24 protein-coding genes are annotated in these 25,306 nt (G+C 71.7%); 15 read left to right on the forward strand and 9 right to left on the reverse strand.

What is annotated here, in order from left to right; all coding sequences use genetic code 11:
- Window position 1 precedes the first annotated feature (1 nt).
- The 6 genes from ADK60_RS23610 to ADK60_RS23635 all read left to right on the forward strand — a co-directional run bounded on the left by ADK60_RS23610 (window position 2) and on the right by ADK60_RS23635 (window position 5,477).
- A complete protein-coding gene (locus tag ADK60_RS23610) occupies window positions 2-1,093 on the forward strand; it encodes a FecCD family ABC transporter permease (protein WP_045939129.1) in 1,092 nt (363 codons plus the stop codon).
- Window positions 1,090-1,884 carry an ABC transporter ATP-binding protein gene (locus tag ADK60_RS23615; protein WP_502687449.1) on the forward strand — a complete coding sequence of 265 codons (795 nt, stop codon included), beginning with the start codon at window positions 1,090-1,092 and terminating at the stop codon, window positions 1,882-1,884. The genes ADK60_RS23610 and ADK60_RS23615 overlap by 4 nt, the downstream gene beginning before the upstream one ends.
- Before the next feature lie 91 nt (window positions 1,885-1,975).
- Complete coding sequence (locus ADK60_RS23620) at window positions 1,976-2,971, forward strand: ABC transporter substrate-binding protein (protein ID WP_053648741.1); 996 nt, start codon at window positions 1,976-1,978, stop codon at window positions 2,969-2,971.
- Window positions 2,972-3,041: 70 nt separating this feature from the next.
- A complete protein-coding gene (locus ADK60_RS23625; protein ID WP_045939127.1) occupies window positions 3,042-3,518 on the forward strand; it encodes a GNAT family N-acetyltransferase in 477 nt (158 codons plus the stop codon).
- A 316-nt stretch (window positions 3,519-3,834) separates the two neighbouring features.
- Entirely contained in the window at window positions 3,835-4,245 is a 411-nt protein-coding gene (locus ADK60_RS23630; RefSeq protein ID WP_045939126.1) for an ATP-binding protein, read from the forward strand.
- A gap of 164 nt (window positions 4,246-4,409) precedes the next feature.
- Window positions 4,410-5,477, forward strand: coding sequence for an RNA polymerase sigma factor SigF (locus ADK60_RS23635; protein ID WP_234325889.1), 1,068 nt, complete (start codon window positions 4,410-4,412; stop codon window positions 5,475-5,477).
- Window positions 5,478-5,556: 79 nt separating this feature from the next.
- Here the strand turns inward: ADK60_RS23635 and ADK60_RS23640 are convergent, their stop codons facing one another.
- Window positions 5,557-5,985, reverse strand: coding sequence for a hypothetical protein (locus ADK60_RS23640; protein WP_053648744.1), 429 nt, complete (start codon window positions 5,983-5,985; stop codon window positions 5,557-5,559).
- A 50-nt stretch (window positions 5,986-6,035) separates the two neighbouring features.
- Here ADK60_RS23640 and ADK60_RS23645 point away from each other — a divergent pair, with 50 nt between their 5' ends.
- Both ADK60_RS23645 and ADK60_RS23650 read left to right on the forward strand, forming a co-directional pair.
- Window positions 6,036-7,007, forward strand: coding sequence for a diacylglycerol/lipid kinase family protein (locus ADK60_RS23645; RefSeq protein ID WP_045939124.1), 972 nt, complete (start codon window positions 6,036-6,038; stop codon window positions 7,005-7,007).
- A gap of 368 nt (window positions 7,008-7,375) precedes the next feature.
- Window positions 7,376-7,627, forward strand: a complete 252-nt coding sequence (locus tag ADK60_RS23650; protein ID WP_014138019.1) for a WhiB family transcriptional regulator — start codon at window positions 7,376-7,378, stop codon at window positions 7,625-7,627.
- A 449-nt stretch (window positions 7,628-8,076) separates the two neighbouring features.
- On the opposite strand, the gene ADK60_RS23655 is transcribed toward ADK60_RS23650, so the two are convergent.
- The 7 genes from ADK60_RS23655 to ADK60_RS23685 all read right to left on the reverse strand — a co-directional run bounded on the left by ADK60_RS23655 (window position 8,077) and on the right by ADK60_RS23685 (window position 17,948).
- On the reverse strand, window positions 8,077-9,597 hold the full coding sequence (locus ADK60_RS23655) for a sensor histidine kinase (RefSeq protein WP_234371228.1): 1,521 nt from the start codon (window positions 9,595-9,597) through the stop codon (window positions 8,077-8,079).
- 510 nt (window positions 9,598-10,107) lie between these two features.
- A complete protein-coding gene (locus ADK60_RS23660; protein WP_045939123.1) occupies window positions 10,108-11,160 on the reverse strand; it encodes an SIS domain-containing protein in 1,053 nt (350 codons plus the stop codon).
- 246 nt (window positions 11,161-11,406) lie between these two features.
- Window positions 11,407-12,699 carry a type 2 periplasmic-binding domain-containing protein gene (locus ADK60_RS23665; protein ID WP_053648746.1) on the reverse strand — a complete coding sequence of 431 codons (1,293 nt, stop codon included), beginning with the start codon at window positions 12,697-12,699 and terminating at the stop codon, window positions 11,407-11,409.
- A gap of 447 nt (window positions 12,700-13,146) precedes the next feature.
- A complete protein-coding gene (locus tag ADK60_RS23670; RefSeq protein WP_053648748.1) occupies window positions 13,147-14,700 on the reverse strand; it encodes a glycoside hydrolase family 3 protein in 1,554 nt (517 codons plus the stop codon).
- Between the two features lie 7 nt (window positions 14,701-14,707).
- Window positions 14,708-15,535, reverse strand: coding sequence for a carbohydrate ABC transporter permease (locus ADK60_RS23675; protein WP_045939120.1), 828 nt, complete (start codon window positions 15,533-15,535; stop codon window positions 14,708-14,710).
- Window positions 15,532-16,560, reverse strand: coding sequence for a carbohydrate ABC transporter permease (locus tag ADK60_RS23680; protein ID WP_045939119.1), 1,029 nt, complete (start codon window positions 16,558-16,560; stop codon window positions 15,532-15,534). The genes ADK60_RS23675 and ADK60_RS23680 overlap by 4 nt, the downstream gene beginning before the upstream one ends.
- Window positions 16,561-16,649: 89 nt before the next feature.
- Window positions 16,650-17,948, reverse strand: coding sequence for an extracellular solute-binding protein (locus tag ADK60_RS23685; protein WP_045939118.1), 1,299 nt, complete (start codon window positions 17,946-17,948; stop codon window positions 16,650-16,652).
- A gap of 336 nt (window positions 17,949-18,284) precedes the next feature.
- Here ADK60_RS23685 and ADK60_RS23690 point away from each other — a divergent pair, with 336 nt between their 5' ends.
- The 4 genes from ADK60_RS23690 (at window position 18,285) to ADK60_RS23705 (ending at window position 22,249) form a co-directional block, all read left to right on the forward strand.
- Window positions 18,285-19,082, forward strand: a complete 798-nt coding sequence (locus ADK60_RS23690) for a GntR family transcriptional regulator (RefSeq protein WP_030392873.1) — start codon at window positions 18,285-18,287, stop codon at window positions 19,080-19,082.
- Window positions 19,083-19,375: 293 nt separating this feature from the next.
- Window positions 19,376-19,657 (forward strand): DUF3311 domain-containing protein, encoded by a 282-nt coding sequence (locus tag ADK60_RS23695; protein WP_078896340.1) that lies wholly within the window; start codon window positions 19,376-19,378, stop codon window positions 19,655-19,657.
- Window positions 19,654-21,267, forward strand: a complete 1,614-nt coding sequence (mctP, locus tag ADK60_RS23700; protein WP_053648750.1) for a monocarboxylate uptake permease MctP — start codon at window positions 19,654-19,656, stop codon at window positions 21,265-21,267. Before ADK60_RS23695 ends, mctP begins: the two co-directional genes overlap by 4 nt.
- Before the next feature lie 172 nt (window positions 21,268-21,439).
- Window positions 21,440-22,249 (forward strand): histidine phosphatase family protein, encoded by an 810-nt coding sequence (locus ADK60_RS23705; RefSeq protein WP_107094701.1) that lies wholly within the window; start codon window positions 21,440-21,442, stop codon window positions 22,247-22,249.
- Between the two features lie 18 nt (window positions 22,250-22,267).
- Here ADK60_RS23705 and ADK60_RS23710 read toward each other — a convergent pair whose 3' ends face one another.
- Complete coding sequence (locus tag ADK60_RS23710; protein ID WP_053648752.1) at window positions 22,268-23,239, reverse strand: helix-turn-helix domain-containing protein; 972 nt, start codon at window positions 23,237-23,239, stop codon at window positions 22,268-22,270.
- A gap of 93 nt (window positions 23,240-23,332) precedes the next feature.
- Here ADK60_RS23710 and ADK60_RS23715 point away from each other — a divergent pair, with 93 nt between their 5' ends.
- The 3 genes from ADK60_RS23715 (at window position 23,333) to ADK60_RS23725 (ending at window position 25,267) form a co-directional block, all read left to right on the forward strand.
- Window positions 23,333-23,716, forward strand: a complete 384-nt coding sequence (locus ADK60_RS23715; RefSeq protein ID WP_053648753.1) for a hypothetical protein — start codon at window positions 23,333-23,335, stop codon at window positions 23,714-23,716.
- Window positions 23,659-24,153 carry a GNAT family N-acetyltransferase gene (locus ADK60_RS23720; protein ID WP_053648755.1) on the forward strand — a complete coding sequence of 165 codons (495 nt, stop codon included), beginning with the start codon at window positions 23,659-23,661 and terminating at the stop codon, window positions 24,151-24,153. The genes ADK60_RS23715 and ADK60_RS23720 overlap by 58 nt, the downstream gene beginning before the upstream one ends.
- Before the next feature lie 97 nt (window positions 24,154-24,250).
- Window positions 24,251-25,267, forward strand: a complete 1,017-nt coding sequence (locus ADK60_RS23725; protein WP_053648757.1) for a DUF2510 domain-containing protein — start codon at window positions 24,251-24,253, stop codon at window positions 25,265-25,267.
- Window positions 25,268-25,306 lie beyond the last annotated feature (39 nt).

Here is a 25,306-nt window from a genome sequence, read left to right on the forward strand (position 1 = left end):
AGTGAGCAGCACCACCGCGGCCGCACCGGCCACCGCCGCGGCCCCACCGGGCCCCCGCCGGACACCCGCCCTCCCGCTGGCCGCCGCACTCGCCGCGGCCCTGCTCGGCTCGCTGGTCTGCGCCGTCGCGGTCGGCTCCGCCGGCCTCGGCTGGGGCCAGGTCCTGCGGCTCCTGGGCGCCGGCCTGACGGGCGGTCGGCTGGAGGCCGACGAGGCCGCCGCGTACGCCATCGTCTGGGAGATCCGGCTGCCGCGCGCCGTCCTGGCGGCCGTGGTCGGCGCCGGACTCGCCGCCACCGGGGTCGCGGTCCAGGCGATGGTCCGCAACGCGCTCGCCGACCCCTTCGTGCTCGGCATCTCCTCCGGGGCCTCGGTCGGCGCCAACGCCGTGCTGATGTTCGGCGCCTTCGCCTCGCTCGGCGTCTGGGCGCTCTCCGCCTCCGCCTTCGTCTCGGCCCTGCTGGCCATGGTGCTGGTCTATCTGACGGCCCGTACCGCCCACGGGCTCACCCCGCTGCGGCTGGTGCTCACCGGCACCGCGATGTCCTACGGCTTCTCCGCCGTGACCGCGCTGATGGTCTTCGCCGCCGCCCGCGGCGAGGCCGCCCGCTCGGCCATGATGTGGCTGCTCGGCAGCCTCGGCGGGGCCACCTGGGGCTCGGTGCCGATCGCCGCCGTCACCGTACTGGCCGGGCTGGCGTACCTGGCCCGCGCCGCCGGACGGCTGGACGCGCTGGCGATGGGCGACGAGACGGCCGCCTCGCTCGGTGTGGACCCGGACCGGCTGCGGCGCGCGCTGTTCGTGGTGACCGCGGCCGTCACCGGCACCGTGGTCGCGGTCAGCGGGGCAATCGGCTTCGTCGGACTGATGGTCCCGCACCTGGCCCGGATGCTGGTCGGCGCCGGCCACCGCCGGCTGCTGCTGGTCGCGCCGCTCGCCGGGGCCCTGCTGCTGGTCTGGGTGGACATCGTCTCGCGCACCCTGCTGGCCCCCGCCGAACTGCCCGTCGGCGTGGTCACCGCGGCCGTCGGGGTGCCCTGCTTCCTGCTGCTGATGCGCCGTCGCGGCTACGCCTTCGGGGGCGGCCGGTGAGCGCCGCCGGCACCGGGGCCCTGGACCTCGCCGTCGACCGGGTCTCGGTCGACCTGGCCGGCGTCCGGCTGGTCCACGAGGTCACCCTGACCGCCGCCGCCGGCCAGGTGGTCGGCCTGGTCGGCCCGAACGGCAGCGGGAAGTCCACCCTGCTGCGCTGCGTCTACCGGGCGCTGCGGCCCGCCGCCGGGGCCGTCCTGCTGGGCGGCGAGGAGGTCCACCGGCTCGCCCCGCGCGAGGCCGCCCGGCGGGTGGCGGCGCTGCCGCAGGAGCACTCCGCCGAGTTCGACTTCACCGTCGCCGAGGTGGTCGGCATGGGCCGGCTGCCGCACCGGCGCGGCGCCCTGGCCGGCCCGTCCGCGGCCGACGAGGAGCACTGCGCCGCCGCGCTGGGCCGGGTCGGCGCCGGGCACCTGGCCGGCCGGGGCTTCCTGAGCCTCTCCGGGGGCGAGAAGCAGCGGGTGCTGATCGCCCGCGCGCTGGTCCAGGAGCCCCGGGTGCTGGTGCTCGACGAACCCACCAATCACCTGGACATCACCCATCAGTTGGAGGTGCTGGCGCTGGTCCGGGAGGCCGGGACGACGGTGCTCACCGCGCTGCACGACCTCAATCTGGCCGCCGGGCACTGCGATCTGCTGTACGTGCTCGCGGAGGGGCGGATCGTCGCCTCCGGACCGCCCGCCGAGGTGCTCGAACCGGGGCTGCTGGCCGAGGTGTTCAAGGTCCGCGCGACGCCGGTCCGGCACCCGGTCACCGGCGCCGTCCAGCTGCTGTTCGACCGCCTGCCCTGACCGACCCGTCCGAACGCCCGGCCCGGACCGTCTCCAGGTACGACCGACCGTTCTCCGTACCACCGACCGCCCACCGCCCCGAGGACCCACCATGCGCACCAAGGCCGTTGCCGCCGCCGCCCTGCTCGCCCTCGCCCTCACCGGCTGCGGCGCCGAGATCGCCCCGCGCGGCGACGGCGCCGCCGCCTCCGCCCACTACCCGGTGACCGTCGAGAACTGCGGCGCCCCGGTCACCTTCCGGCAGAAGCCCGCCCGGGTGGTCACGAACGACGTCGGCATCACCGAGCTGATGTTCGCGCTCGGGCTGGAGGACCGGATGGCCGGCTATGTGATGCCGGACGACAAGGGCCAGGTCGACAAGGTCGCCTGGAAGGACGCCTACCAGCGCGCCCCGTGGCTCTCCAAGCAGCAGATCACCAAGGAGATCGCACTGGAGGCCAGGGCCGACCTGGTGTTCGCCGGCTGGCACTACGGCTTCGACGAGAGCCGGGGCGTCACCCCGCAGGCCCTGGCCGGCCTCGGCATCGGCTCCTACGTGCTCAGCGAGTCCTGCCGCAGCGGCAAGGGCACGGAGCGCGGCGTGATGTCCCCGCTGCACGCGCTGTACACGGACCTCGCCAACCTGGGCGAGATCTTCGACGTCCGGGACCGGGCGGACCGGCTGATCGCCGGGTTCAAGGCGGAGATCGCGGCCGTCCCCGAGCCCGCGTACCGCCCGGGCGTCTTCCTGTACGACAGCGGCGAGGACAAGCCCTTCACCTCCGGCCGGTTCGCCGCCCCGGAGGAGATCATCACCAAGGCCGGCGGGCGGAACGTGACCGGGGACCTCGCCGACTCCTGGGCCACCGTGGGCTGGGAGACCGTGGTCGAGCGCGACCCCGAGGTGATCGTGATCAACAACTACGGCACCCCCGACGCCGAGGCGAAGCGGCAGTTCCTGAAGTCCTTCCCGCCGCTGGCCGGCGTCTCGGCCGTCCGCAACGACCGGATCTTCGTACTGGACTACGTCGACCTGGTCGAGAGCCCCCGCAACCCGGCCGCGGTCACCGCGCTGGCGGCCTACCTGCGGACCGTCCCGGCCCGCTGAGGCACCGGCCGTCCCGGGCCCCCGGCCCGGCCCGGGACGGGAACGGGGCGGCCCAAGTAGGCTCGGAGCCATGATCCGCACCGCAGTCCCCGCCGACGTCCCCGTGGTCCACCGCATGATCCACGAACTCGCCGAGTACGAGAAGGCCGCCCACGAGGCGATCGCCACCGAGGAGCAGCTGCGGGCCGCCCTGTTCGGCGAGCAGCCGGCCGTGTTCGGCCTGATCGCCGAGGACGACACCACCGGCGAGCCGGTCGGCTTCGCGCTCTGGTTCCTCAACTTCTCGACCTGGCGCGGCAGCCACGGGATCTACCTGGAGGACCTCTACGTGGACCCGACCGCCCGCGGCGGCGGCCACGGCAAGGCGCTGCTGCTGGAGCTGGCCCGGATCGCCGTCGAGCGCGGCTACGCCCGGGTCGAGTGGTCGGTGCTGGACTGGAACCGGCCCTCGATCGACTTCTACAAGGCACTCGGCGCGGTCCCGATGGACGGGTGGACCGTCTACCGCCTCACCGGCGAGGCGCTCACCGCCGCCGGCTCCCGCTGATCCGGAGCGCTGATCGGGGGCGCCGAACCGGTGCACCGGACCGGGCGCGCGGAGGGCGTACGCGGAGGGCGCACAAGCTCCTCGTCGGACCCCTGCCACCCTGAGTCGCGATGCCTTACCATGAGTGACTCCCGCTCCGGGGCACGAACGCGGTAACGTCTCGGGCGGACGGCGGCGTCCGGGCGACCCCCGAGGGGTATGACCGGTACGTACCGCACCACCCCTCTGGACAGTTGGGGCGAAGCAGTTGAGCCAAGCAACAGACAGTGCCGCGGCCACCGGCCCGGAAGCACAGCGCGTCACCCAGGAGGTGAGGGTGTCCCAGATCGACGGCGAGCCCGGAGTCCAGGACTTCGTGGAGGTCCGGCTGCCCGCGGCCGGGGCCTATCTCTCGGTCCTGCGTACAGCCACGGCGGGCCTCGCGGCCCGGCTGGACTTCACCCTGGACGAGATCGAGGACCTGCGGATCGCGGTCGACGAGGCCTGCGCCATCCTGCTCCAGCAGGCTGTCCCCGGCTCGATCCTCTGCTGCGAGTTCCGCCTGGTCGGCGACTCCCTGAAGGTGATCGTCTCGGCGCCCACCACCGACGGCCGGGCACCCGAACGCGACACCTTCGCCTGGACCGTGCTCTCCGCACTGGCCGGCGAGGTCGAGTCCACGGTCGCCGAGGACAAGACCGTGTCGATCAGCCTGCACAAGAAGCGCGGCGGCTCCGCCGCCCACTAGGTCCGCCGCGGCAGCGCGGCAGCAGCACCGAACAAGGGCCGTCCGCCCGGCACCAACGGGCCGGGCGGACGGCTCCCGGTACCGCCCCCACCCGGCGGTACGACCATCGAGACGAACCGGGACCGGCGGTCCCGGTGCTCCCGGAACGGAACGGGGGAATGGCCGTGAGTGATCTGGACCGTACCGGCCTCGCGACGGCGGGCCCTGCCGTACCGACCCAGGCGAGCGTCCCCGGCCTCGCCGCCAACGACGAAGCGCACCCGAAGGACGCCCACCGGATGAGCCAGCCGACCGAGCCGACGCCCGAGTCGTCGCCCGATCAGTCGCCCCCGCCCGTGCCGTCGGCCGCGGACCTCCCGCCGGCCGACCGCCCGGACGGGGGTCCGGACAGCGACGGCCCGGAGGACGGGGCCGCCGAGGAGGCGGCCCGGGCGCTGCGCGCCGCGGTGCCCGCCCAGGCTCCGCAGCGCAGCGGTGCCCCGGACCGCGAAGCGGCCCGGGCCCTGTTCGTCCGGCTGTCCGCGCTGCCCGAGGGCTCCCCGGAGCGCGTCGAGCTGCGCAACCAGCTGGTGCGGATGCACATCCCGCTGGTCGAGCACCTGGCCCGGCGGTTCCGCAACCGGGGCGAGCCGCTGGACGACCTCACCCAGGTCGCCACCATCGGACTGATCAAGTCGGTGGACCGCTTCGACCACGAGCGCGGGGTCGAGTTCTCCACCTACGCGACGCCGACCATCGTCGGCGAGATCAAGCGGCACTTCCGCGACAAGGGCTGGGCGGTCCGGGTGCCGCGCCGGCTCCAGGAGCTGCGGCTGTCGCTCACCACGGCGACCAGCGAGCTCTCCCAGCGGCACGGCCGCTCCCCCACGGTGCACGAGCTGGCCGAGCACCTCGGGATCTCCGAGGAGGACGTGCTGGAGGGGCTGGAGTCCGCCAACGCGTACTCCACGCTGTCACTGGACGTGCCGGACAACGACGACGAGTCGCCGGCCGTCGCGGACACCCTGGGCGCCACCGACGAGGCCCTGGAGGGCGTCGAGTACCGCGAGTCGCTCAAGCCGCTGCTCGCCCAACTGCCGCCCCGGGAGCAGAAGATCCTGGTGCTGCGGTTCTTCCGGAACATGACGCAGTCCCAGATCGCCGCCGAGGTGGGCATCTCCCAGATGCACGTCTCCCGGCTGCTCGCCCGGACGCTCGCGCAGCTGCGGGAGAAGCTGCTGGTCGAGGAGTAGGACCGGGAAAGCAGGACCGACGGCCGCCGGGCGGCGGCCGTCGGTCGGTGCGGCACCGGAAGGCGGCGGCCCTCCGCGCTCAGCCCTCGTGCGGAGCGTAGAGGGCCGCCGTCGACTTCGGGCTGAGCAGCGCGCCGATGCCGGCCAGGCCGAGCAGGCCGACGCCCACCCCGACGGCGGCCATCGTGCCGCCGCTCTGCCACATGTAGTAGGCCACCGGCAGGCAGATCGAGTTGGTCAGCACGGCCGGGCTGCGGCCCCAGCGGCGGCCCTGGAGCAGCGCCCGGGCCGCGAGCAGCGGCAGCACGCCGAGCAGCACGATCACCAGGCCGCCGAACTCGTTCAGGGCGAGCTGCTTGGACTGGCCGGACAGCGCGGCGACCATGTCCCAGACGCCCACGACGGCCAGCGCGGCGCCCGCGACGGCCGTGATGGCGGCGCCCACGGTGAGGGCGGTCGGACGGCCGGCACCGGGCGCGGGTACGGGTGCGGAGGATTCTGCGGTCACTCCAGCAGGGTAGCCGCCGGGAGGTCCGTACCGACCCGTAGGCTGAGCACATGCGCGCTCTCCTGGTCGTCAACCCGAAAGCGACCACCACCAGCGGCCGCACCAGGGACGTCCTGATCCACGCCCTGCGCAGCGACCTCAAGCTGGAGGTGGCGCAGACCCAGTACCGGGGCCACGCGCGCGACCTGGCCCGCGAGGCGGTGGAGGACGGCGCGGTCGACCTGGTGGTGGCCCTGGGCGGCGACGGCACCGTCAACGAGGCGGTCAACGGCCTGCTCTCGCACGGCCCGGGCGAGAAGGTCCCCCGGCTGGCCGTGGTGCCGGGCGGTTCGACCAATGTGTTCGCCCGCGCGCTGGGCCTGCCGAACGACCCGGTGGAGGCGACCGGCGCGCTGCTGAACGCCCTGGAGAGCCGGCGGGAGCGCCCGATCGGGCTGGGCAAGGCGATGACCGAGGGGCTGCCGGACCGCTGGTTCACCTTCACCGCGGGGCTCGGCTTCGACGCCGGAGTGGTCGGCCGGGTCGAGGAGCAGCGCCGGGCGGGGCGCAAGTCCACGCACGCGCTCTATGTCACCCAGGCGCTCCGCCACTTCGTCACCCAGCGTGAGCAGCGCAGATCGGGCCCCGTTTCCTTGGAACTGGCGGGCCGCGGGCCGGTGCCCGGCCTGGCGCTGGCGATAGTCAGCAACACCTCGCCGTGGACGTTCCTGGGCAACCGCCCGGTCTATCCCTCGCCGTTGGCCTCCTTCGACGCGGACCTCGACGTCTTCGGCATCACCCGGATGACAGCGTTCGGCACTGCTCGAACGGTCCGTCAGATCCTGCGGTCGCACGGGCCTTCGAGCGACGGCGCCGCATCGCCGGGCCCCTCCGGCAAGCACGTCGTCTCCTATCACGACGTCCGTCACTTCACCTTGGTTTCGGAGGAACCGGCCCCGTTCCAGGTCGACGGGGACCACCTTGGGTCCAGGAGTCGCGTCAGTTTCACAGGCGTACGGCGGGCACTGCGTGTGATTGTGTGACTAGAAGGGCCCTTCACCCTTCTTCTCGAACGCACAAGCCCCCTTCACTCCATAGAAGTACTGGCTGTGAGCTAGGCGACACCGAAGAATCAAAAATTCCTCCCTGAAGGGGGTTGTATCCGGGCCCGAGGTTTGCGAACCTCTACATGGCGATCGGGACACATCGCAGCGACGGCAACCTCAGAACCTGTTGGATGCCGACCGCGGAGTGTCCCTCGAATCGCCGAATCCCTCCCCAGCACAGACCTCCCGGGCCCGATGGGCCTTTGGTCTCTTTTGCTGTTGCGGGATTCGTGAAAGCGTTCACATTCACAAGCCATCGATGTGCCGTGCGGGTGACCCCCGTCGGCAGGAGGAGTTGGACGACCATGGACTGGCGCCACCGCGCTGTCTGCCGCGAAGAGGACCCGGAGCTGTTCTTCCCGATCGGGAACACCGGTCCTGCTCTGCTGCAGATCGAGGAAGCCAAGGCCGTGTGCCGCCGCTGTCCGGTCATGGAGCAGTGCCTCCAGTGGGCCCTCGAGACCGGCCAGGACGCCGGCGTCTGGGGCGGCATGAGCGAGGACGAGCGTCGTGCGATGAAGCGTCGCGCCGCCCGCAACCGCGCCCGCACGGCCTGACCCGCACCGCCTGATCACACGCCGTAGTACCAGCAGTGACCACCGCAACGATCAACACATGATCAAAGGCTTCGCCTGCACTTCCTGGTGAAGCCTTCCGCACAAAGGGCCTTGCTCGACAAGGTCCCGCGACACTTGCCCGCCCAGCCACTTGATACTGTTCACTTAGAGCAATATTGTGGAGCTGTGGCGCTCACCGTGTGCAACGCACCGGCGAGTGGCGCACACTAGAGCCCCCGTTCCGGCCGACTCCCCCCGACGGCCGGAACGGGTTGAGAGGCCCTGTCGACCCCCCCCCCCCCCGGTCGACAGGGCCTCGTTTTTGTCTTCCGCCGTCTCCTGCCGTCCCCTGCCGTCTTCACACCGCGGACGGTGAAGCGGCCGGTGGTGAAGGAGCGGACCACCGGCGCTCACGCCAGTCGCACGCTCCCCCCACACCTCGATGCGCCTCAGCGCACCGGGATCTCCAGCACCACCTTGGTGCCGCCGGTCGGGCCCGCCACCATGTCGAAGGTGCCGCCCAGCTCCCCGGTGGCCAGCGTCCGGACGATCTGCAGCCCGAGGTTGCCCGCCTGCTGCGGGTCGAAGCCCTCCGGCATGCCCTTGCCGTCGTCCTGCACGGTGATCAGCAGGTACTCCTCCGGCCGCGCCCCGCCGTTCCAACTGTCCGACCAGCCCATCCCGGTGGCCGGCGCCCGGCCGCGCAGCGCGCTGACCTCCAGGCTGCCGGAGGCGCTCGGCCCGAAGGCGTGCTCCAGCGCGTTCTGCAGCAGCTCGGTGAGCACCATCGCCAGCGGGGTGGCCACCTCGGCCGAGAGGATGCCGAAGCTGCCGCTGCGCCGGGTCGCCACCCGGCCGTCCTGGGACAGCTCCACCACCATGGCCAGCACCCGGTCGGCGATCTCGTCGAAGGCCACCTTCTCGTCCAGGGCCTGGGAGAGCGTCTCGTGCACGATCGCGATCGAGCCGACCCGGCGGACCGCCTCGTCCAGCGCGGCCCGGCCGGCGTCCGAGTCCATCCGGCGGGACTGCAGGCGCAGCAGCGCGGCGACCGTCTGCAGGTTGTTCTTCACCCGGTGGTGGATCTCCCGGATGGTGGCGTCCTTGGTCATCAGTTCGCGGTCGCGGCGGCGCAGTTCGGTGACGTCCCGGCAGAGCACCAGCGAACCCGTCAGGGTGCCCTTGGGTTTCAGCGGGATGGCCCGCAGGGTCACCACCCCGCCCTGGACCTCCACCTCGGTCTGCCGGGGCGCCCAGCCGCTCGCGAGCTTGACCAGTGCCTCGTGCACGGCCGCCCGGGAGGGCGGCACCAGTTCGGCGGTCGCCCGGCCCAGGTGGCTGCCGACCAGGTCGGCGGTGAGGCCGAGCCGGTGGTAGGCGGAGAGCGCGTTGGGGCTGGCGTAGGTGACCACGCCGTCCGCGTCGAGCCGGATCAGGCCGTCGCCGACCCGGGGCGCGGCGTCCATGTCGGTCTGTTCGACCCCGGGGTAGGGGAAGGTGCCGGCGGCGATCATCTGGGCCAGGTCGGAGGCGCTCTGCAGATAGGTGAGCTCCAGCCGGCTGGGGGTGCGGACGGTCAGCAGGTTGGTGTTGCGGGCGATCACCCCGAGCACCTTGCCCTCGCGCCGCACCGGGATGGACTCGACCCGGACCGGCACCTCCTCGCGCCACTCCGGGTCGCCCTCGCGCACGATCCGGCCCTCGTCGTAGGCGGCGTCCAGCAGGGGGCGGCGGCCGCGCGGGACGAGGTGGCCGACCATGTCGTCCTGGTAGGAGGTCGGGCCGGTGTTGGGCCGCATCTGGGCGACCGAGACGTACCGGATGCCGTCCCAGGTGGGGATCCACAGGACCAGGTCGGCGAAAGACAGGTCGGAGAGCAGCTGCCACTCCGAGACCAGCATGTGCAGCCACTCCACATCGGCACCGGTCAGGGTGGTGTGGCGGCGGACGAGTTCGTTCAGCGAGGGCACAGGGTGAGCGTAGCTCCAGGGGCGCGCGGACGGCCCGGTCGCACCCCCGGCCGGCGGGTGCCGCGACCGGGCCCCCAAGTTGTCCAGACCAATTTTCGGGTCGGCCTGGACAAGCCAGATTGGTCTAGTCCACAATGAAAGGGCACCAAGGAGAGGCCCACCGCGCAACTGCCCTGACCGCGCGAGGCCCCTCCTCGGTCGGACGCCGCCGAGCGAGGACCCCGCACAGTTCTCGGTCATACACGGCGCCCGACGACAGCTCCGGGCTGCGGTGCCGCATGGGTTGAGGGTCCCGTGTCGGCGCCGTGGCCCGTAGTGCTTTCCAGGCCCGGGCTGCGGTGCCATGGGCCCCTCCTGCCCGCTGGCGGGCAAGGAGGGAGGGTTGAGGGTCCCGTGTCGGCGCCGTGGCCCGTAGTGCTTTCCAGGCCCGTTCCGCCCCGGCGGCGGAGAGGCCGAAACGCCGAGACCCCCGTCCACAGGCTGTGGACGGGGGTCTCGGCGTTTTCCGCGTCAGTGGGTCTCGGTGACCTTGGCGAGGGCGCGGGGGGCGTCCGGGTCCTGGCCGCGGGCGATGGTGACCTCGTAGGCCAGCAGCTGCAGCGGCAGGATCTCCAGGATCGGCTGCACCTCCTCCGGCACGCCGGCCGGCAGCGCGAAGCCCGCCGAGGCGGACTCGACCTGCGCCTGCTGGCCCACCACGACCAGGTCCGCGCCACGGCCGCGCAGGCGGTCCAGCACCGGCTGCAGGGCCTCGCCGCCCTTGCCGTCCGGGACGATCGCGATGACCGGGGAGACGTTGTCGACCATGGCCAGCGGGCCGTGCAGCAGGTCGGCGCCGGAGAACGGGGAGGCCGGGATGTAGGTGGTCTCCATGAGCTTCAGCGCCGCCTCGCGGGCGGTCGGGTAGCCGTAGCCGCGCGAGGTGATGACCAGGCGCTGGGCGAAGCGGTAGCGCTCGGCCAGCGCCTTGACCTCGTCCTGGCGGGCCAGGATCCCGGTGGCCAGCTCCGGCAGGTCCTTGGCGGCCGCGCCGTCGCCGCCGCGCAGGCCCTCGATCAGCAGGTAGAGCGCGAGCAGCTCGGCGGTGTAGGTCTTGGTGGCCGGCAGCGCCTTCTCCGGGCCCGCCAGCACGTCGATGTGGAACTCGGAGACCTCGGCCAGCGGCGAGCCCGCGTTGTTGGTGACGGCCAGGGTGATGGCCCCGGCCTCGCGGGCCGCCTTGGTGGAGGCGACCAGGTCGGGCGAGCCGCCCGACTGGCTGACGGTGATCACCAGCACGTCGGTGAGGTCCGGCTGGGCCCCGTACGCGGTGGTGGTGGACATCGAGGTGAGACCGGCCGGCTTGCCGAGCAGGATCTCGATCAGGTATTTGGCGTACAGCGCCGCGTTGTCCGAGGTGCCGCGCGCGGTCAGCAGGACGAAGCGCGGCTTGCGGGCGGCGATCTGCCCGGCGATCTCGAAGATCTTGGGGGCGCCCTCGTCGAGGATGCGCTGCAGGACGGCCGGCTGCTCGGCCATCTCCGCCGCCATGATCCGGCCAGGGACGGTCTGCGTGTCGGACATCGTGGGGTGCCTCCGATGAGATGGTTCCACCCCGCCCGGGCGGGAATGCCCGGCGGGGACCTCTACGGCGGCGAGTCCGCACACTCGCTCCGGTGATTGCTGCGGCAATCCTACGGGGGCCGCCCGGGTGCGGCACATCCGAGGACGTGGTCGCGCCGGGTCCGGCGGCCGCCGGGGGTGCCGCCGGGAGTGCGGAGCCCCTCCCGGCGGTGCGGGGAGGGGCTCCGGATCCGGGGCGGCGACTGCTCAGCCGGCCTTGTTGATCAGCTGGTCGATGGCGGCGTCCGCCTCCTTGGTGGCCTGGTCCACCGACTTGCCCTTGAGGACGGCGGTCAGCATGTCCGGCAGGATCTTCTGCTTCTCCACCAGGCCCCAGCCGGGGGCCAGCGGGGTGAACCAGGCGTCCGGCACCGCGTTGGCCGCGGCGGCGGTGGCGGGCTTGGTCTTCAGCGGGTTCAGCTGGGTGAGGTTGTTCGGCAGGATGTCCTTGTCCGCCAGCGCCTGCTCGGACTTGGTGCTGGTGAACATCCGGACCCAGTCGGTGGCCAGGGCCGCGGCGGGCGACTTCGCGGTGACGGCGAGCGCCGAGCCGCCGATGAAGGTCGGCAGCGGCTTGCCGCCCGGTCCGGGCATCGTGGCCACCTTGACGGCGTCCTTGAGGCCCGGGTCGCCGGTGACCGGCGCGGCGACGCTGGCGGCCTCGTAGCCGTTGCCGTAGAAGGTCGCCGCGTGGCCGCGGGCCATCGCCTCGTACTGGTTCTGCTCGTTGAGCGTCAGATCGCCCTTGTTGTACTTGCGCACCAGGTCGACGAAGTGGGTGATGCCCTGCTGCGACTTGGGGTCGTTGAGGGTGCCGTGCCAGTTGCCGCCGCTGTCGAAGCGGGCGATGGCGCCGCCGTACGCGGAGACGTAGCTCATCGCGGCGTACCAGTACGGGCCGGGCAGGTAGAGCGGCGAGTAGGTGCGGTCGGCCTTGTTCTTGTCGGCGATCCGGTCCAGGGCCGTGCGCAGCTCGTCCTCGGTCTTCGGGAAGTCGGCGCTGCCCGTCGCCTGCTGGAGGGCCGCCGAGTTGTAGATCGCGACCCGGGCGCCCGCGTAGTAGGGCACGCACCAGAGCTTGTCCTGGTAGGTGCAGGTGTTGGCGAGCGCCTTGATCCAGCTGTCGGCGTTGTCGAAGGTGTTCCGCTCGACCGGCGCCAGCGCTCCGGAGAGCACGTACTTCATGGTCTCGGTGTTGCCGAGCTCGACCACGTCCGGGGCGGTGCCGTCGCCGAGCGCCTTGTCGAGCTTGGCGACCTTGTCGGCCCAACCCTGGTAGGCGAGCCGCAGGGTGACCTTCGGGTACTTGGCCGCGAACTCGTCGTTCACCCGCTGGACGAGGTCCGGCCAGTTCTTCTGGGCATCGTCCATCAACCAGACCGTGACGGTGCCGGTGGCGGACTGCGGGTCCGCCGAGGCCGACTTGCCGTTGGAGGCCGGACCGCCCGACGAACAGGCCGTCAGACCCGCGGCCAGCGCCATGATGCCGACCGACGCCATGAACCGACGCTTTCCCACGCCATCCTCCGAGGTGTTTGAGCTGTGCCCGCCGGCAGCGTGCTGGCGCCCGACGGGACGGTGTCCGGGGAGGGCGGCGAAGAGCTTCGGGGTGGGCCAATACCACATCCGGTGAAATTGAAATTCGAACCGGATGGACTGGAGCCTGGCCTAGACCACTGCTGGTGTCAACGCCAAATGGCCTGGCAGGAAGGGCCGTTGCAGACCTGTTGTACCCCGTGGGCGATCAGTTGCGCGACGGTCACCCTAAGTAGGACTTAAGGGTGTCTTAAGACGGATTTGAGGGAACACCGTCAGGTCGGCCGAATCGGCAGGTCAACCTGCCCGCCGCGGCCCCGGGGACGCCGACGGGCCCGCCATGCGCCATGCGCATGACGGGCCCGTCGGCGGGGTGCCTCGCGGCCCCCGGTGTCACGGTCCGGCGGGGACTCAGCCGATCGCCCCCGGCTGCCCGGTGAGCACCTCGACGGCGGCCAGGCCGCAGACCCGGGCCGCGCCGTGGGTGGCGATGTGCAGCGCGCCGACCGGCTCGGACTGCGGCAGGCCCATCTCGACCACCGCGGCGTCCGGCCGGGCCGCCACCAGGCGGGCCAGCGCGGCCGACATCCACTCGTGCCGGTGGACGTCCCGGACCACCAGCACCAGGCGGCGGTCCGCGGCCTCGGCCAGCACCTCGGCCACCACCGCGTCCAGCACCTGCGGCGCGGCGGCCTCCGGGCCGACCTCACGGGTCCGGGTGCCCGGGAAGCGGTCGGCCAGCATGCCGGCCACGCCCCACGGGGTGACGTCGCCGACGGCGATGTTGGGCTCGGCGGAGAACGAGGCCACGTAGGGACGCTCGGTCACCGGCAGGACCTCCCGGCCCGGCGCCCGGACCACCCGCAGCGCCCGGCGGGCCGCCCGCAGGCCGACCGCGAGGTCCGCCTCCGGCCGCTCGCCCTGGGCCGCGATCCGGCCCCAGCTGCCCAGCGCGCGCACCCGGGCGGCCGCGTCGGCGAGCCGCTCCTCCGGGAGCCGGCCGGACTGCACGCCCGCCACGATGGCGTCCCGCAGCATCAGCACGGTGGCCTCGTCGGCCAGCCCGCCGCCCACGCAGATCGCGTCCGCGCCGGCCGCCAGGGCCAGCACGGTGCCCTCGCCCATGCCGAAGGTGTCGGCGATGGCGCCCATCTCGATCGCGTCGCTGACGATCAGGCCCTGGTAGCCCAGGCCGCCGTCCTGCGGGGCCGCGCGCAGCAGGTCGCGCAGCACGGTGGGGCTGAGCGTGGCGGGCAGCTTCGGGTCGAGCGCCGGGATCATGATGTGGGCCGTCATCACGGCCTTGGTCCCGGCGGCGATGGCGGCCTGGAACGGCACCAGGTCGCGGGCACGCAGCACGTCCAGGTCGACGTCGATGACCGGCAGCCCGTGGTGCGAGTCGACGGCGGTGTCGCCGTGGCCCGGGAAGTGCTTGGAGCAGGCCGCGACGCCGGCCGACTGCAGGCCCTCGACCCAGGCGGCGGTGTGGCGGGCGCACAGCTCCGGGTCGGCGCCGAAGGAGCGGACGCCGATCACCGGGTTGCGCGGGTTGGAGTTGACGTCGGCGGTGGGCGCCCAGTTGTAGTTCACGCCGGCGGCGGCCAGGGCCCGGCCCAGCTCACGGGCGACGTCCCGGGTCAGCGCCGGGTCGTCGATCGCGCCGAGGGCGAGGTTGCCCGGCCAGGACGAGCCGGAGCCCGCCTCCAGCCGGGTGACGTCGCCGGACTCCTCGTCGATGGCGATCAGCAGGTCGGGGTTCTCGGCCCGCAGCGCGGCGGTGAGGGCGGCCAGCTGGCCGAGGTCGGCCACGTTGCGGTCGAACAGCGCGACCGAGCCGAGGCCGGCCGCGAGGTGCCGGCGCAGCCACTCCGGCGGCTCGGTGCCGACGAAGCCGGGCTGGAGCACGGTCAGCGCGTCACGGTGCAGCTGGTCGGAGGCCGGGAGGGTGGGAACGAGGATGCTCACGATGGGATCAGCCCTTCACGGCGCCGTCGGTGAGGCCACCGACCGCCTTGCGCTGCAGGAAGACGAACAGGATCAGCACCGGGAGGGCGAACAGCGTCGACGCCGCCATGGTGGCGCCCCAGTCGTTGCCGAAGGCGGTCTGGAACGAGGACAGCCACAGCGGCAGGGTCTGGCCGTCGGTCTTGTTGAGGATGAGGACGAGCGGGAACTCGTTCCACGCCGTGATGAAGCCGAACAGCGAGGTGGACATCAGGCCCGGCGCCAGCAGCGGGAAGATCACCTTCACGAAGGCCTGGGTGCGGGTGCAGCCGTCCACCATGGCCGACTCCTCCAGCTCCTTCGGGACCGCCGCGATGAAGCCGCGCAGGGTCCAGATGGTGAAGGGCAGCACCATCATCATGTAGAAGGCGGTGAGCGGGACGAGGCTGTTCAGCATCTCGTTGTCGCGGGAGACCAGGTAGACCGCGATGGTCATGACCTCCCAGGGCGCCATCTGCGCGGCCATGATGACCAGCACGAAGACCTTGCGGCCGCGGAAGCGCATCCGCGCGATGGCGAAGGACGCCAGCGTGGCGATCACCAGCGAGATCACCACCGCGAGGATGGTGACGATGAAGCTGTTGGCGGTGTACGTCCAGAACTTCGGCACGTTGACCGCGGTCCTGAAGTGCTCCAGGGTCGCGTCCAGCGGCACGAACACCGGCGTCTTGCTGATGATGTCCTTCGTCGGCTTGAAGGCCGTACTGATCATCCAGTAGACGGGGAACGCGAAGAAGACGAAGAGGACGACCGCGACGACGTTGGGCCAGGTACGTCCGATGAGCGAGCGCCTCACAGCTCGTCCTCCTGCTTGAGAATGATCCGGAAGTAGTACGCCATCAGGACGCCCAGGATCAGGATGGTGAGCACCGCGATCGCGGCACCGGTGCCGTAGTGCTGGCGGCCGGAGCCCTCCAGGAAGGCGTGGATCGGCAGGGTCCGGGTGAGCCCGTCGGGGCCGCCGGCCTTGATCGCGTAGATCTGGGTGAAGGCCTTGAAGATCCAGATGACCTCGAGGAAGGTCGTGGCCAGGAAGAACGGCTTGAGGTTGGGGAACATCACCGCGGTGAAGATCTTCACCGATCCGGCGCCGTCCATCCGGGCCGCCTCGTAGAGCTCCTTGGGGATGGTGGTCAGCGCGGCGTACATGTTGAACGCCACGAACGGGATCGAGCCCCAGACCAGCAGCAGGAGGATCACGAAGAAGGTCGAGTACTGGCTGCCGGTCCAGTTGTAGTCGGCCATCGAGTGCCAGCCCAGGGCGTCCAGGACCCAGTTGACGACGCCGAACCTGGTCTCGAACAGCCAGGTGTAGACCGTGGTCGAGGCGACCACCGGCATCGCCCAGGCGAACAGCAGGCCGATCGACAGCAGCAGCCGCATCTTCTTGCCGAGCCGGTTGAGCAGCAGGCCGACCAGCGCGCCGCCGACCATGATCAGGAAGACGTTCAGCACGGTGAAGGCGACCGAGCGGCCGGTGACGGCCCAGAACTGCTCGTCCTTGAGCTGCTCGGTGTAGTTCTCGAAGCCGTTCCACTCGGTCAGGTGCTGGACGAGCTGGCGCGCGTTCAGGTTCTGGAACGAGACCAGGACGGTCTTCAGCAGGGGCCAGCCCAACAGGCCCAGGGTGGCCACGGTGGCGGGCAGGAGCAGCAGATACGGCGCGAACCGTGAGCCGAGGCCCGGCCCGTCCGCCCGTCTGGCGCTCTTCTTCGCGGTGCCGGCGCCGTTGCCACGGGCGGCGCTCGTCTCAATAGTGGCCACAGCAGCCTTCCCTGACTCCGGGGACTGTGTCTGCACCCGCTCCGAATGCACAGCCATCGTTCTCTCTTCCTGACAACCCGACCACGACGGACAGGCGTCGCCCACCGGCCCCCCGCCGGGGGCCGGTGAGCGACGCCGCTCGACTGCTACTGCTTGGCGTTGAGACGCTTGGCGATCTCGTCGTCCGCCTTCTTGGCGGCGGCGGCGTAGTCGCCGGTCAGGGCCGCGGTCAGGAACTCCTTGATCGGGTTCGGGTCGTTCTCGACACTCGCCCAGTTCGGGGTGGTCGGGGTGATGCCACCGACACCCGCGGCCAGCTTCGCGGCCGAGGCGAAGTCGCCGACGACCTTGTCGTTCAGCGAGGCCTTGTTCGGGATGAGGCCCGAGGCGGCGACCGCGCCCTCGTTCTTGTCGTTGAGGGCGACCTTCAGGAAGTCCTTGGCCATGTCGGTGTTCTTGCTGGCCGAGGCGACGGCCAGGTTCGAGCCGCCGAGGAACACGCCGGAGGGCTTGTCGGCGGTCTTGCCCGGGAGCGGGAAGAAGCCGATCTTGTCCTTGGCCATGGCCTTCTCGTCCGGGAGCTCCCAGCCGAGACCGATGATCGAGCCGACGTCACCCTTGCCGAAGACGTCCTTCTGCTGCGGCTTGGCCTCGTCCTTGTCCTTCGCACCCGTGGCCGAGTAGCTCTGGAGCTTCTTGTAGGTCTCGAAGGCCTTCTGCGCCTCGGGGGACGACAGACCGCCGGTCCACTTGTCGCCGTCCTTCTTCGCCAGCTTGCCGCCCTCGCTGGTGAGGAGACCGAAGTAGACGTACCACTCCTGGCCCGGCATGTAGATCGGGTCGGCGACGCCGTCGGTGGTCTTGAGCTTGTCCAGCGCGGTGTAGAACTCGTCCAGGGTCTTCGGGACGCTCAGACCGGCCTTCGCCCAGAGGTCCTTGTTGTAGGAGACGACGCGGTTGGTGACGTACCACGGGGCGGCGTACTGCTTGCCGTCCAGGATCGCCGACTCGCTCTGGTTGGCGGCCCAGTCGGCACCGCCGATGGCGGCCTTGTCCTTGGTGATGTCCAGCAGACCACCGGTGGCGGCGTAGCCCGCCGTCTGGGTGTTGCCGACCTCGAGGACGTCGACGGAACCCTCGGAGAGCGCGGCGGTGACCTTGGGGCCGATGCCGGTCCACTCCTGGATCTGGAAGTCGACCTTGGAGCCCGGGTAGGTGGACTCGAACTCGGCCTTCACCGAGTCCTCCCAGCCCTTGGGGGCCGAGCCGGTCATCAGCCACACCTTGAGCGTCTTGCCGTTGTAGTCCTTCTTGCCGCCGGCCGCGGCGGACGAGCTGCCGGACGCGGAGTTGTTGCTGTCGTCCTTCTTGGCGTCCGAGCCACAGGCCGCGAGACCAACAACCATGGCCGCGACGCCGACCGCCGCGATGAGCTGACGCTTCACGCCATCCTCCTGAGGGATGCCTGGTTACCCCCGTCGGGTGGCAGCGGCATACCCACACGAGGTGGGAGGAATGGTGCCGCGGACTCCAGCGAACGGGTGGGGGGATTCATAGTGACCGGCCTAGTGGTGTAGACCAGATGCCTGGAGCTTGGCCTAGACCAATGGGCCTGTCAACGGCTGTTCGACCGATCAGGACCACCCGTTATCAAGCCGACACCGCACATCGTTCATCGCGTGATGAGGTATTCGTTCCGTAGCCATACATGCAACGATGTGAGCCGTTAATGAAGTGGCGAGGCCCCCCAGGGGCCCCGCGAGAAGCGGGAGACACGTCCGATGAGCAGCGACGGGGGCAGCACGGCCCAGGTCAACGACCCCCAGGTGAAGAGCCCCGCGGCCCAGGGCGGTACGGACCCGACCGCCAGGGTGCCGAAGTACTACGGCCTCAAGCGCCACCTGCTGCAGCTCACCGAGACCCAGCCCGCCGGTACCCCGGTACCGCCCGAACGGGCACTGGCGGCGCAGTTCGACACCTCGCGCACCACCGTCCGGCAGGCCCTCCAGGAGCTCGTCGTCGAGGGGCGGCTGGAGCGCATCCAGGGCAAGGGCACCTTCGTCGCCAAGCCCAAGGTGGCCCAGGCCCTCCAGCTGACCTCCTACACCGAGGACATGCGCGCCCAGGGGCTGGAGCCCACCTCCCGGCTGATCGAGATCGGCTACATCACCGCCGACGACCGGCTGGCCCCGCTGCTGGACATCAAGCCCGGCGGCCGGGTGCTGCGGATCGAGCGGCTGCGGCTGGCCAACGGCGACCCGATGGCCATCGAGGTGGCCCATCTGTCCGCCAAGCGCTTCCCGGCCCTGCGCCGCAACCTGGCCAAGCACAACTCCCTCTACACGGCCCTGCGCGAGGTCTACGGGGTGACCGTGGCCGAGGCCGAGGAGACCATCGAGACCACCCTGGCCGACCCGCGCGAGGCCGGACTGCTCGGCTCCGACCTCGGTCTGCCGATGCTCCAGCTGTCCCGGCACTCCTTCGACGCCGAGGGCGATCCGGTCGAGTGGGTCCGCTCGATCTACCGGGGCGACCGCTACAAGTTCATCACCCGCCTCCAGCGGCCCGAGCCGGCGTAGCGAACGCCCTCCCGCACCACCCCCACTGCTTCCGGGCCCCGGCGTACGCGCCGGGGCCCGTGGCGCACCAGGGGCGCGCGGCAGGTCCGGATGGCGGGAATCTGCGCCGAATCCGGTGACATGGATCACGCAATGCTCTAGATTCCGCATCCATACTGACTGCCGATCACCAGTGGTGCTGCTCGGCGGGCCACGGGGCTGTGCGGTCCCCCGGGGCTGCGGCGCCGGCGAGGTGAGACCCTCCGGAGCGGAGCCGAACCATGTCGTCAGACCTTGACACCGACCGACCTGTCATGCCCGAGCCAGAAGAGCCACCGGGCCACGCCCTGCCGGTGGTGACCCCCGAGCGGGTGCTGGCCGTGCTCGCCCTGCTGGTGCCGATCGTCGCGATGCTCTGGGTGGGCTCGTACGACAAGCTCGGCCCCGAGGCGGGCGGCGTCCCCTTCTTCTACTGGTACCAGCTGCTCTGGGTGCCGGCCTCGGCCGTCTTCACGGTCGCGGCCTACCTGCTGATCAACCGCGACGAGAAGGCCCGCCGGGCCGCTCGCGCCGGGAAGGCGGGTGAGGTCCGATGAACGGGGTCAACGTGCCCGCGCTGACGGTCTTCGTCCTCTTCTTCCTGCTGGTCACCGTGATGGGCTTCCTGGCCTCCCGGTGGCGGCGGGCCGACAACGCCCACCACCTGGACGAATGGGGCCTGGGCGGACGCAGCTTCGGGACCTGGGTCACCTGGTTCCTGCTCGGCGGCGACCTCTACACCGCCTACACCTTCGTGGCCGTGCCCGCCGCGGTCTACGCGACCGGCGCGGCGGGCTTCTTCGCCGTCCCCTACACGATCATCGCCTACCCGTTGGTCTTCCTCTTCCTCCCCCGGCTCTGGTCGGTCTCCCGGGTGCACGGCTACGTCACCCCCGCCGACTTCGTGCGCGGACGGTACGGCTCCCGGCCGCTGTCGCTGATGGTCGCGCTGACCGGCATCCTCGCCACCATGCCGTACATCGCGCTCCAGCTGGTCGGCATCCAGGCGGTGCTGGACGTGCTGGGCGTCGGCGGCGGCGAGAACGCGAACTGGTTCGTCAAGGACCTGCCGCTGTTCATCGCCTTCGGGGTGCTCGCCGCCTACACCTACTCCTCCGGGCTGCGCGCGCCGGCGCTGATCGCCTTCGTCAAGGACGCCCTCGTCTATGTGGTGATCATCGTCGCGGTGATCTACATCCCGATCCGGCTCGGCGGCTACGGCCACATCTTCGACACGGTCGGCGAGAAGTTCGCCGCGCCCAAGTCCGGCGGCTCGCTGACCGTGCCCGAGAACAAGCAGTGGACGTACGCGACGCTGGCGCTCGGCTCGGCGATGGCCCTGTTCATGTACCCGCACTCGGTCACCGGCGTGCTGGCCAGCAAGTCCCGCAACACCGTGCGCCGGAACATGGCGATCATGCCCGCCTACTCGCTGATGCTCGGCCTGCTGGCGCTGCTCGGCTTCATGGCGATCGCGGCCGGCGTCGGCAAGGGCGACAAGGGCTTCAACACCCAGCTCTCGGTGCCGCAGCTGTTCGAGAACATGTTCCCCGACTGGTTCACCGGCGTCGCCTTCGCCGCGATCGGGATCGGCGCGCTGGTGCCGGCCGCGATCATGTCCATCGCGGCGGCGAACCTGTTCACCCGCAACGTCTACAAGGAGTTCCTGCGGCCCACCGCCACCCCGGCCGACGAGACCCGGGTCGCCAAGCTGGTCTCGCTGCTGGTCAAGGTCGGCGCGCTGGTCTTCGTGCTCGGCATGGACAAGCAGGCGGCGATCAACCTCCAGCTGCTCGGCGGCCTGTGGATCCTGCAGACCTTCGTCTCCATCGTCGGCGGCCTGTTCACCCGCTGGTTCCACCACTGGGCGCTGCTCGCCGGCTGGGCGGCCGGCATGGTCTACGGCACCTGGAAGGCCTACGGGATCGCCAGCCCGAAGACCAAGCACTTCGGCGGGAACGCGGCCGAGATCCCCGGCATCGGCGAGATCGGCTACATCGGGCTCACCGCCTTCGTCCTCAACCTGCTGGTCGCGGTGGTGCTCACGCTGGTCCTGCGCGCTGTCAAGGCGCCCGACGGGCCGGACGAGACCCGGCCGGGCGACTACAGCGCCGAGAGCGGCGACGTGGAGCCGAAGAACGCGCCGGAGCCCGTGGCAGCGCACTGATACGTGCTGTGCGCGCCCTGTGTTCGCGCCGTCCCCTCCGTCAACACTGGAGGGGACGGCGCGATCATATGTATGAACGGCCGCGTGATTTGGGCACCACACCAGGGCACCAACCAGACCGGACCGACAGCCGGCCGGCCGGCAACTGATCGACCCACGGGGAGCGGCGGCAATGGCAGAACTCGGCACCACCCTCAACGGCCAGCACCACCACACCGACGGACGGCACCGGACGGCCGCCCCGCACCGGCCCGCCGGCGCCACCGCGGCCCCCGGCCTGTCCTCCGTCCCCTCCGTCCTGATCGCCACCCGCCACGGCGAGTCCACCGCCAACGTCGAGTTCCAGCACGCCGAGGCGGCCGGCGCGCTCAGTGTCCCGATCAGCTGCCGGGACGCGGACATCCCGCTCTCGATGCACGGCCAGCAGCAGGCGCAGGCCCTCGGCCGCTGGTGGGCCGGGCTGCCCAGCGCCGACCGGCCGCGCAGCGTCTGGTGCTCGCCGTACGTGCGCACCGCCGAGACCGCCCGGATCGCGCTCGCCCAGGCGGCCGGCCTCGGCGCCGTCCCGGTCTCGCTCGCCGTCCGCTACGACGAGCGGCTGCGCGACCGCGAACTCGGCGTGCTGGAGATGCTCCCCCGGGCCGCCATCGAGGCCGAGTACCCCGAGGAGGCGGCCCGGCGGCGGAAGATGGGCGAGCTGTACTACCGCCCGCCCGGCGGCGAGTCCTGGGCCGACGTGGCCCTGCGGGTGCGCAGCGTGCTGCGCGACGTCTGCGCCGAGGACGCCGGGCGGCCGGTCCTGCTGGTCGCGCACGACTGCACGGTGCTCATGCTCCGCTACGCGCTGGACCGGCTCTCCGAGGATCAGCTGACCGCGCTGGAGCCGGTGCGCAACTGCTCCACCAGCCTCTGGCGCGCCGAGGCCGGCCGGCTGCGGCCGGAGCACTGGAACGGCACCGGGCACCTGGAGCACACGGACTGAACCGGCGGGCAGCGGCGCTCAGACCCGGACGGCGACCCTGGCGGCGGGCTCGGCGAAGCAGCGCCGGTAGGCCAGCGGCGTGGTGCCCAGCCGGCGGCCGAAGTGGTGCCGCAGGGTGGCCGCGTTGCCGAAGCCGCAGCGGGCGGCGATCGCGTCCACCGGCTCGCTGGTCGACTCCAGCAGCCGCTGGGCGAACAGCAGCCGCTGCCCGATCAGCCAGCGGTGCGGGGTGGTGCCGGTCTCCTGGTGGAAGCGCCGGGCGAAGGTGCGCGGCGACATGTGGACCCGGGCGGCCAGCTGCTCGACGGTCGACTCCTCGTCCAGGTGGTGGCGCATCCAGTCGAGCAGCGGGGACAGCGAGTCGCCGTCCCCCTCCGGCAGCGGCCGGCAGACGAACTGCGCCTGCCCGCCCTCCCGGTGCGGGGCCACCACCATCCGGCGGGCGATGCCCCGGGCCACCTCGGCGCCCTGCACCCGGCGGACCAGGTGCAGACAGGCGTCGATGCCGGCCGCCGTACCGGCGGAGGTGATCACCGGATCCTCGTCCACGTACAGGACGTCCGGCTCGACCGTGGTCCGCGGGTACCGGGCGGCCAGTTCGGCGCTGTACCGCCAGTGCGTGGTGGAGCGGCGGCCGTCCAGCAGTCCGGCGGCGCCGAGCACGAACGCGCCGCTGCAGATGGACAGCACCCGGGCGCCGCGGGCGTGGGCCGCCCGCAGTGCCTCCAGCAGCGGCTCCGGGTACTCCCGGCTGACGGTGGTGGCCGTGACCACCACCAGGTCGGCGGCGGCGAGCCGCTCGGGGCCGTGCGGCACGTCGATGGTGAAACCGGCGTGGGTGCGGTGCGGACCGGGGCGGGCGCCGGCGATCGCGAAGTCGTAGCCGGGCAGTCCGTCCTCGGTCCGGTCGAGGCCGAACACCTCGCAGGCCACCCCGAGTTCGAAGGGGTGGACCTCTTCCATCACGACCGCGACCACGTTCTTGAGCATGCCGACAGGGTAGCCCCGGCGTTGGCAGTTTTTCGATGCATTCGGGCATTCCTGCCACTCGTCCGGCACCGGCGCCGACGGGAGAGTGGAGACATGGATTCCGACACGCTCGCCAGCGCACTGGCCCTGCTCGGGACGGTCGGCGGATTCGGCCTGCTCGGTGCCCTGATCGGACGCGAGGTGGCCGCGCAGAAGGCCACCGGACGCGACAACTGGCACCGTCAGGGGGGCTACCCCGTCGACCCCGCCCTGCCCGACCGGCTCCACGGCACCATGCCCGCCGCCTCGCTCCGCCCGTCCGCCGACCCCGCCACCGACCCCGTCCGCACCGCCGCCCCGACCACCGCCACCTCCCCCACCGGCGCCGATGCCGGGCCCCCGCTCACCGTCCTCCCCGGCGGCTCCGGCAGACTGGCCGAATGGACATCGTCATCCGCCCGGCCCGGCCCGAGGAGTTCGAGGAAGCCGGCCGCATAACCGTCGAGGCCTTCGTCGGCGACGGCCACACCGCACCCGACGGCGACTACGTCCACCGGCTGCGCGACGCGGCCCGCCGGGCCGAGGAGGCCGAACTCCTGGTCGCGGTCGACTCGGCCGCCGGCACCGTCCTCGGCTGCGTCACCTTCGCCGCCGGCGGCACCACCTGGGCGGACATCGCCACCCCCGAGGAGGGCGAGATCCGGATGCTGGCGACCGCGGCGGCCGCCCGCGGGCGCGGCGTCGGCGAGGCCCTGGTCCGCGCCGCGCTCGCCCGCAGCCGCGAACTCGGCCTGACCGGGATGGCGTTCTCCACCCAGCCGGCGATGACCACCGCCCACCGGATCTACGAGCGGGTCGGCTTCGGTCGCGCCCCCGAGCGGGACTGGTCCCCGGTGCCGGGTATCGATCTGATGGTCTACAGCATGGCGTTCTGAGCGTCCGGCCGACGCCGACCGGCCGACTTCCGAGGCCGAGGTTGCGATCCACCATCGGGTATGACGATCGGATTTGGGCGCTGCTAGGATCCGCCGCATGACGACGGGGAACACGCCGGCTGGCTGGTACGACGATCCTTCCGGCCAGCCCAATACGGAACGCTGGTGGGACGGTTCCGCGTGGAGCGGCCGCACCCGGCCGAAGTCCGCGGCCGACGCCGCGACGGTGAGCTCCGGGACCGGCGGCGCCGCCGGCCAGAGCGCGCCGGGCGCGTTCGGTCCCGCCCCCTCGGTCTCCGCGACCCCCACGGTGGTCACGCCCGCCGCCGCGCCGGCCGCGCCGCAGCCGTTCACGCCGACCTCCGTCGTGTTCGAGACCGTCGAGCCCAACACCGGCCGCCGCAAGCTGCTGCTCGGCGTCGGCGCCGTGCTGCTCTCCGTGGTCATGGCCGGCGCCGGCTACGTCGTCGGCAACCGGACCGCCGACAAGGGCACCGCCAAGCAGGCCGGCGCCGGCGCGAGCCCGACCACCACCGCCGACCCCAAGAGCCCCAACGGCTTCATGGGCGCCACCCTGACCGGCGGTCAGCAGTACCCCGGCGGGAAGCCGGTGACCGGCCAGGAGTCGAAGATGAACTTCCTGCTGCCGGCCGACTGGCAGGTCCAGAGCGACGCCAAGAACCCCACCGACGTGCGCTACGCGGTCTCCCCGTACGCCTGCGTCGGCCACGGCAGCGGTGCCTGCACCCGCGGCCTGGTGGTCCAGAACCTCCGGGTCTTCAACGGCGGCTGGGCCGACCCGAAGTCCATGGTCCTCGGCATGGGCCAGCTGCTCTACAACACCCGCTTCGGCTCCGACGCGCCCACGCCGCCCGAGCCGCTGAAGCAGTCCGCCGTCAAGATCCAGGGCATGGACGGCTACCTGGCGCTCTGGCACGTGCCGATGTCCAGCGGCTCCTCGACCCCCGACGCCTACTGCGGCGTCCTCGAGGTGACCCCGACGGCCGGCGCCACCACCGTGCCGGTGCTGCAGATCTGCCTCGACCAGGCCACCGAGGCCCCGGCCCTGACGCTGATGGACCAGATCGCCAACTCGGTGAAGATCACCCCCTGATTCGGAAACATCCGGACGAACAGCGTCCGGACGATGTCC

Source organism: Streptomyces sp. XY431, assembly GCF_001279805.1.
Classification (GTDB): domain Bacteria; phylum Actinomycetota; class Actinomycetes; order Streptomycetales; family Streptomycetaceae; genus Kitasatospora; species Kitasatospora purpeofusca.

Excerpts from the sequence above, each read along its gene's own strand:
- ADK60_RS23715 (WP_053648753.1), top strand. The coding sequence starts at position 23,333 with ATGGATTCCGACACGCTCGCCAGCGCACTGGCCCTGCTCGGGACGGTC.
- ADK60_RS23710 (WP_053648752.1), bottom strand. The coding sequence starts at position 23,239 with ATGCTCAAGAACGTGGTCGCGGTCGTGATGGAAGAGGTCCACCCCTTC.
- ADK60_RS23695 (WP_078896340.1), top strand. The coding sequence starts at position 19,376 with ATGCCCGAGCCAGAAGAGCCACCGGGCCACGCCCTGCCGGTGGTGACC.
- ADK60_RS23720 (WP_053648755.1), top strand. The coding sequence starts at position 23,659 with ATGGACATCGTCATCCGCCCGGCCCGGCCCGAGGAGTTCGAGGAAGCC.
- ADK60_RS23620 (WP_053648741.1), top strand. The coding sequence starts at position 1,976 with ATGCGCACCAAGGCCGTTGCCGCCGCCGCCCTGCTCGCCCTCGCCCTC.
- mctP (WP_053648750.1), top strand. The coding sequence starts at position 19,654 with ATGAACGGGGTCAACGTGCCCGCGCTGACGGTCTTCGTCCTCTTCTTC.
- ADK60_RS23650 (WP_014138019.1), top strand. The coding sequence starts at position 7,376 with ATGGACTGGCGCCACCGCGCTGTCTGCCGCGAAGAGGACCCGGAGCTG.
- ADK60_RS23690 (WP_030392873.1), top strand. The coding sequence starts at position 18,285 with ATGAGCAGCGACGGGGGCAGCACGGCCCAGGTCAACGACCCCCAGGTG.
- ADK60_RS23645 (WP_045939124.1), top strand. The coding sequence starts at position 6,036 with ATGCGCGCTCTCCTGGTCGTCAACCCGAAAGCGACCACCACCAGCGGC.
- ADK60_RS23705 (WP_107094701.1), top strand. The coding sequence starts at position 21,440 with ATGGCAGAACTCGGCACCACCCTCAACGGCCAGCACCACCACACCGAC.
- ADK60_RS23665 (WP_053648746.1), bottom strand. The coding sequence starts at position 12,699 with ATGGCGTCGGTCGGCATCATGGCGCTGGCCGCGGGTCTGACGGCCTGT.
- ADK60_RS23725 (WP_053648757.1), top strand. The coding sequence starts at position 24,251 with ATGACGACGGGGAACACGCCGGCTGGCTGGTACGACGATCCTTCCGGC.
- ADK60_RS23625 (WP_045939127.1), top strand. The coding sequence starts at position 3,042 with ATGATCCGCACCGCAGTCCCCGCCGACGTCCCCGTGGTCCACCGCATG.
- ADK60_RS23680 (WP_045939119.1), bottom strand. The coding sequence starts at position 16,560 with ATGGCTGTGCATTCGGAGCGGGTGCAGACACAGTCCCCGGAGTCAGGG.
- ADK60_RS23660 (WP_045939123.1), bottom strand. The coding sequence starts at position 11,160 with ATGTCCGACACGCAGACCGTCCCTGGCCGGATCATGGCGGCGGAGATG.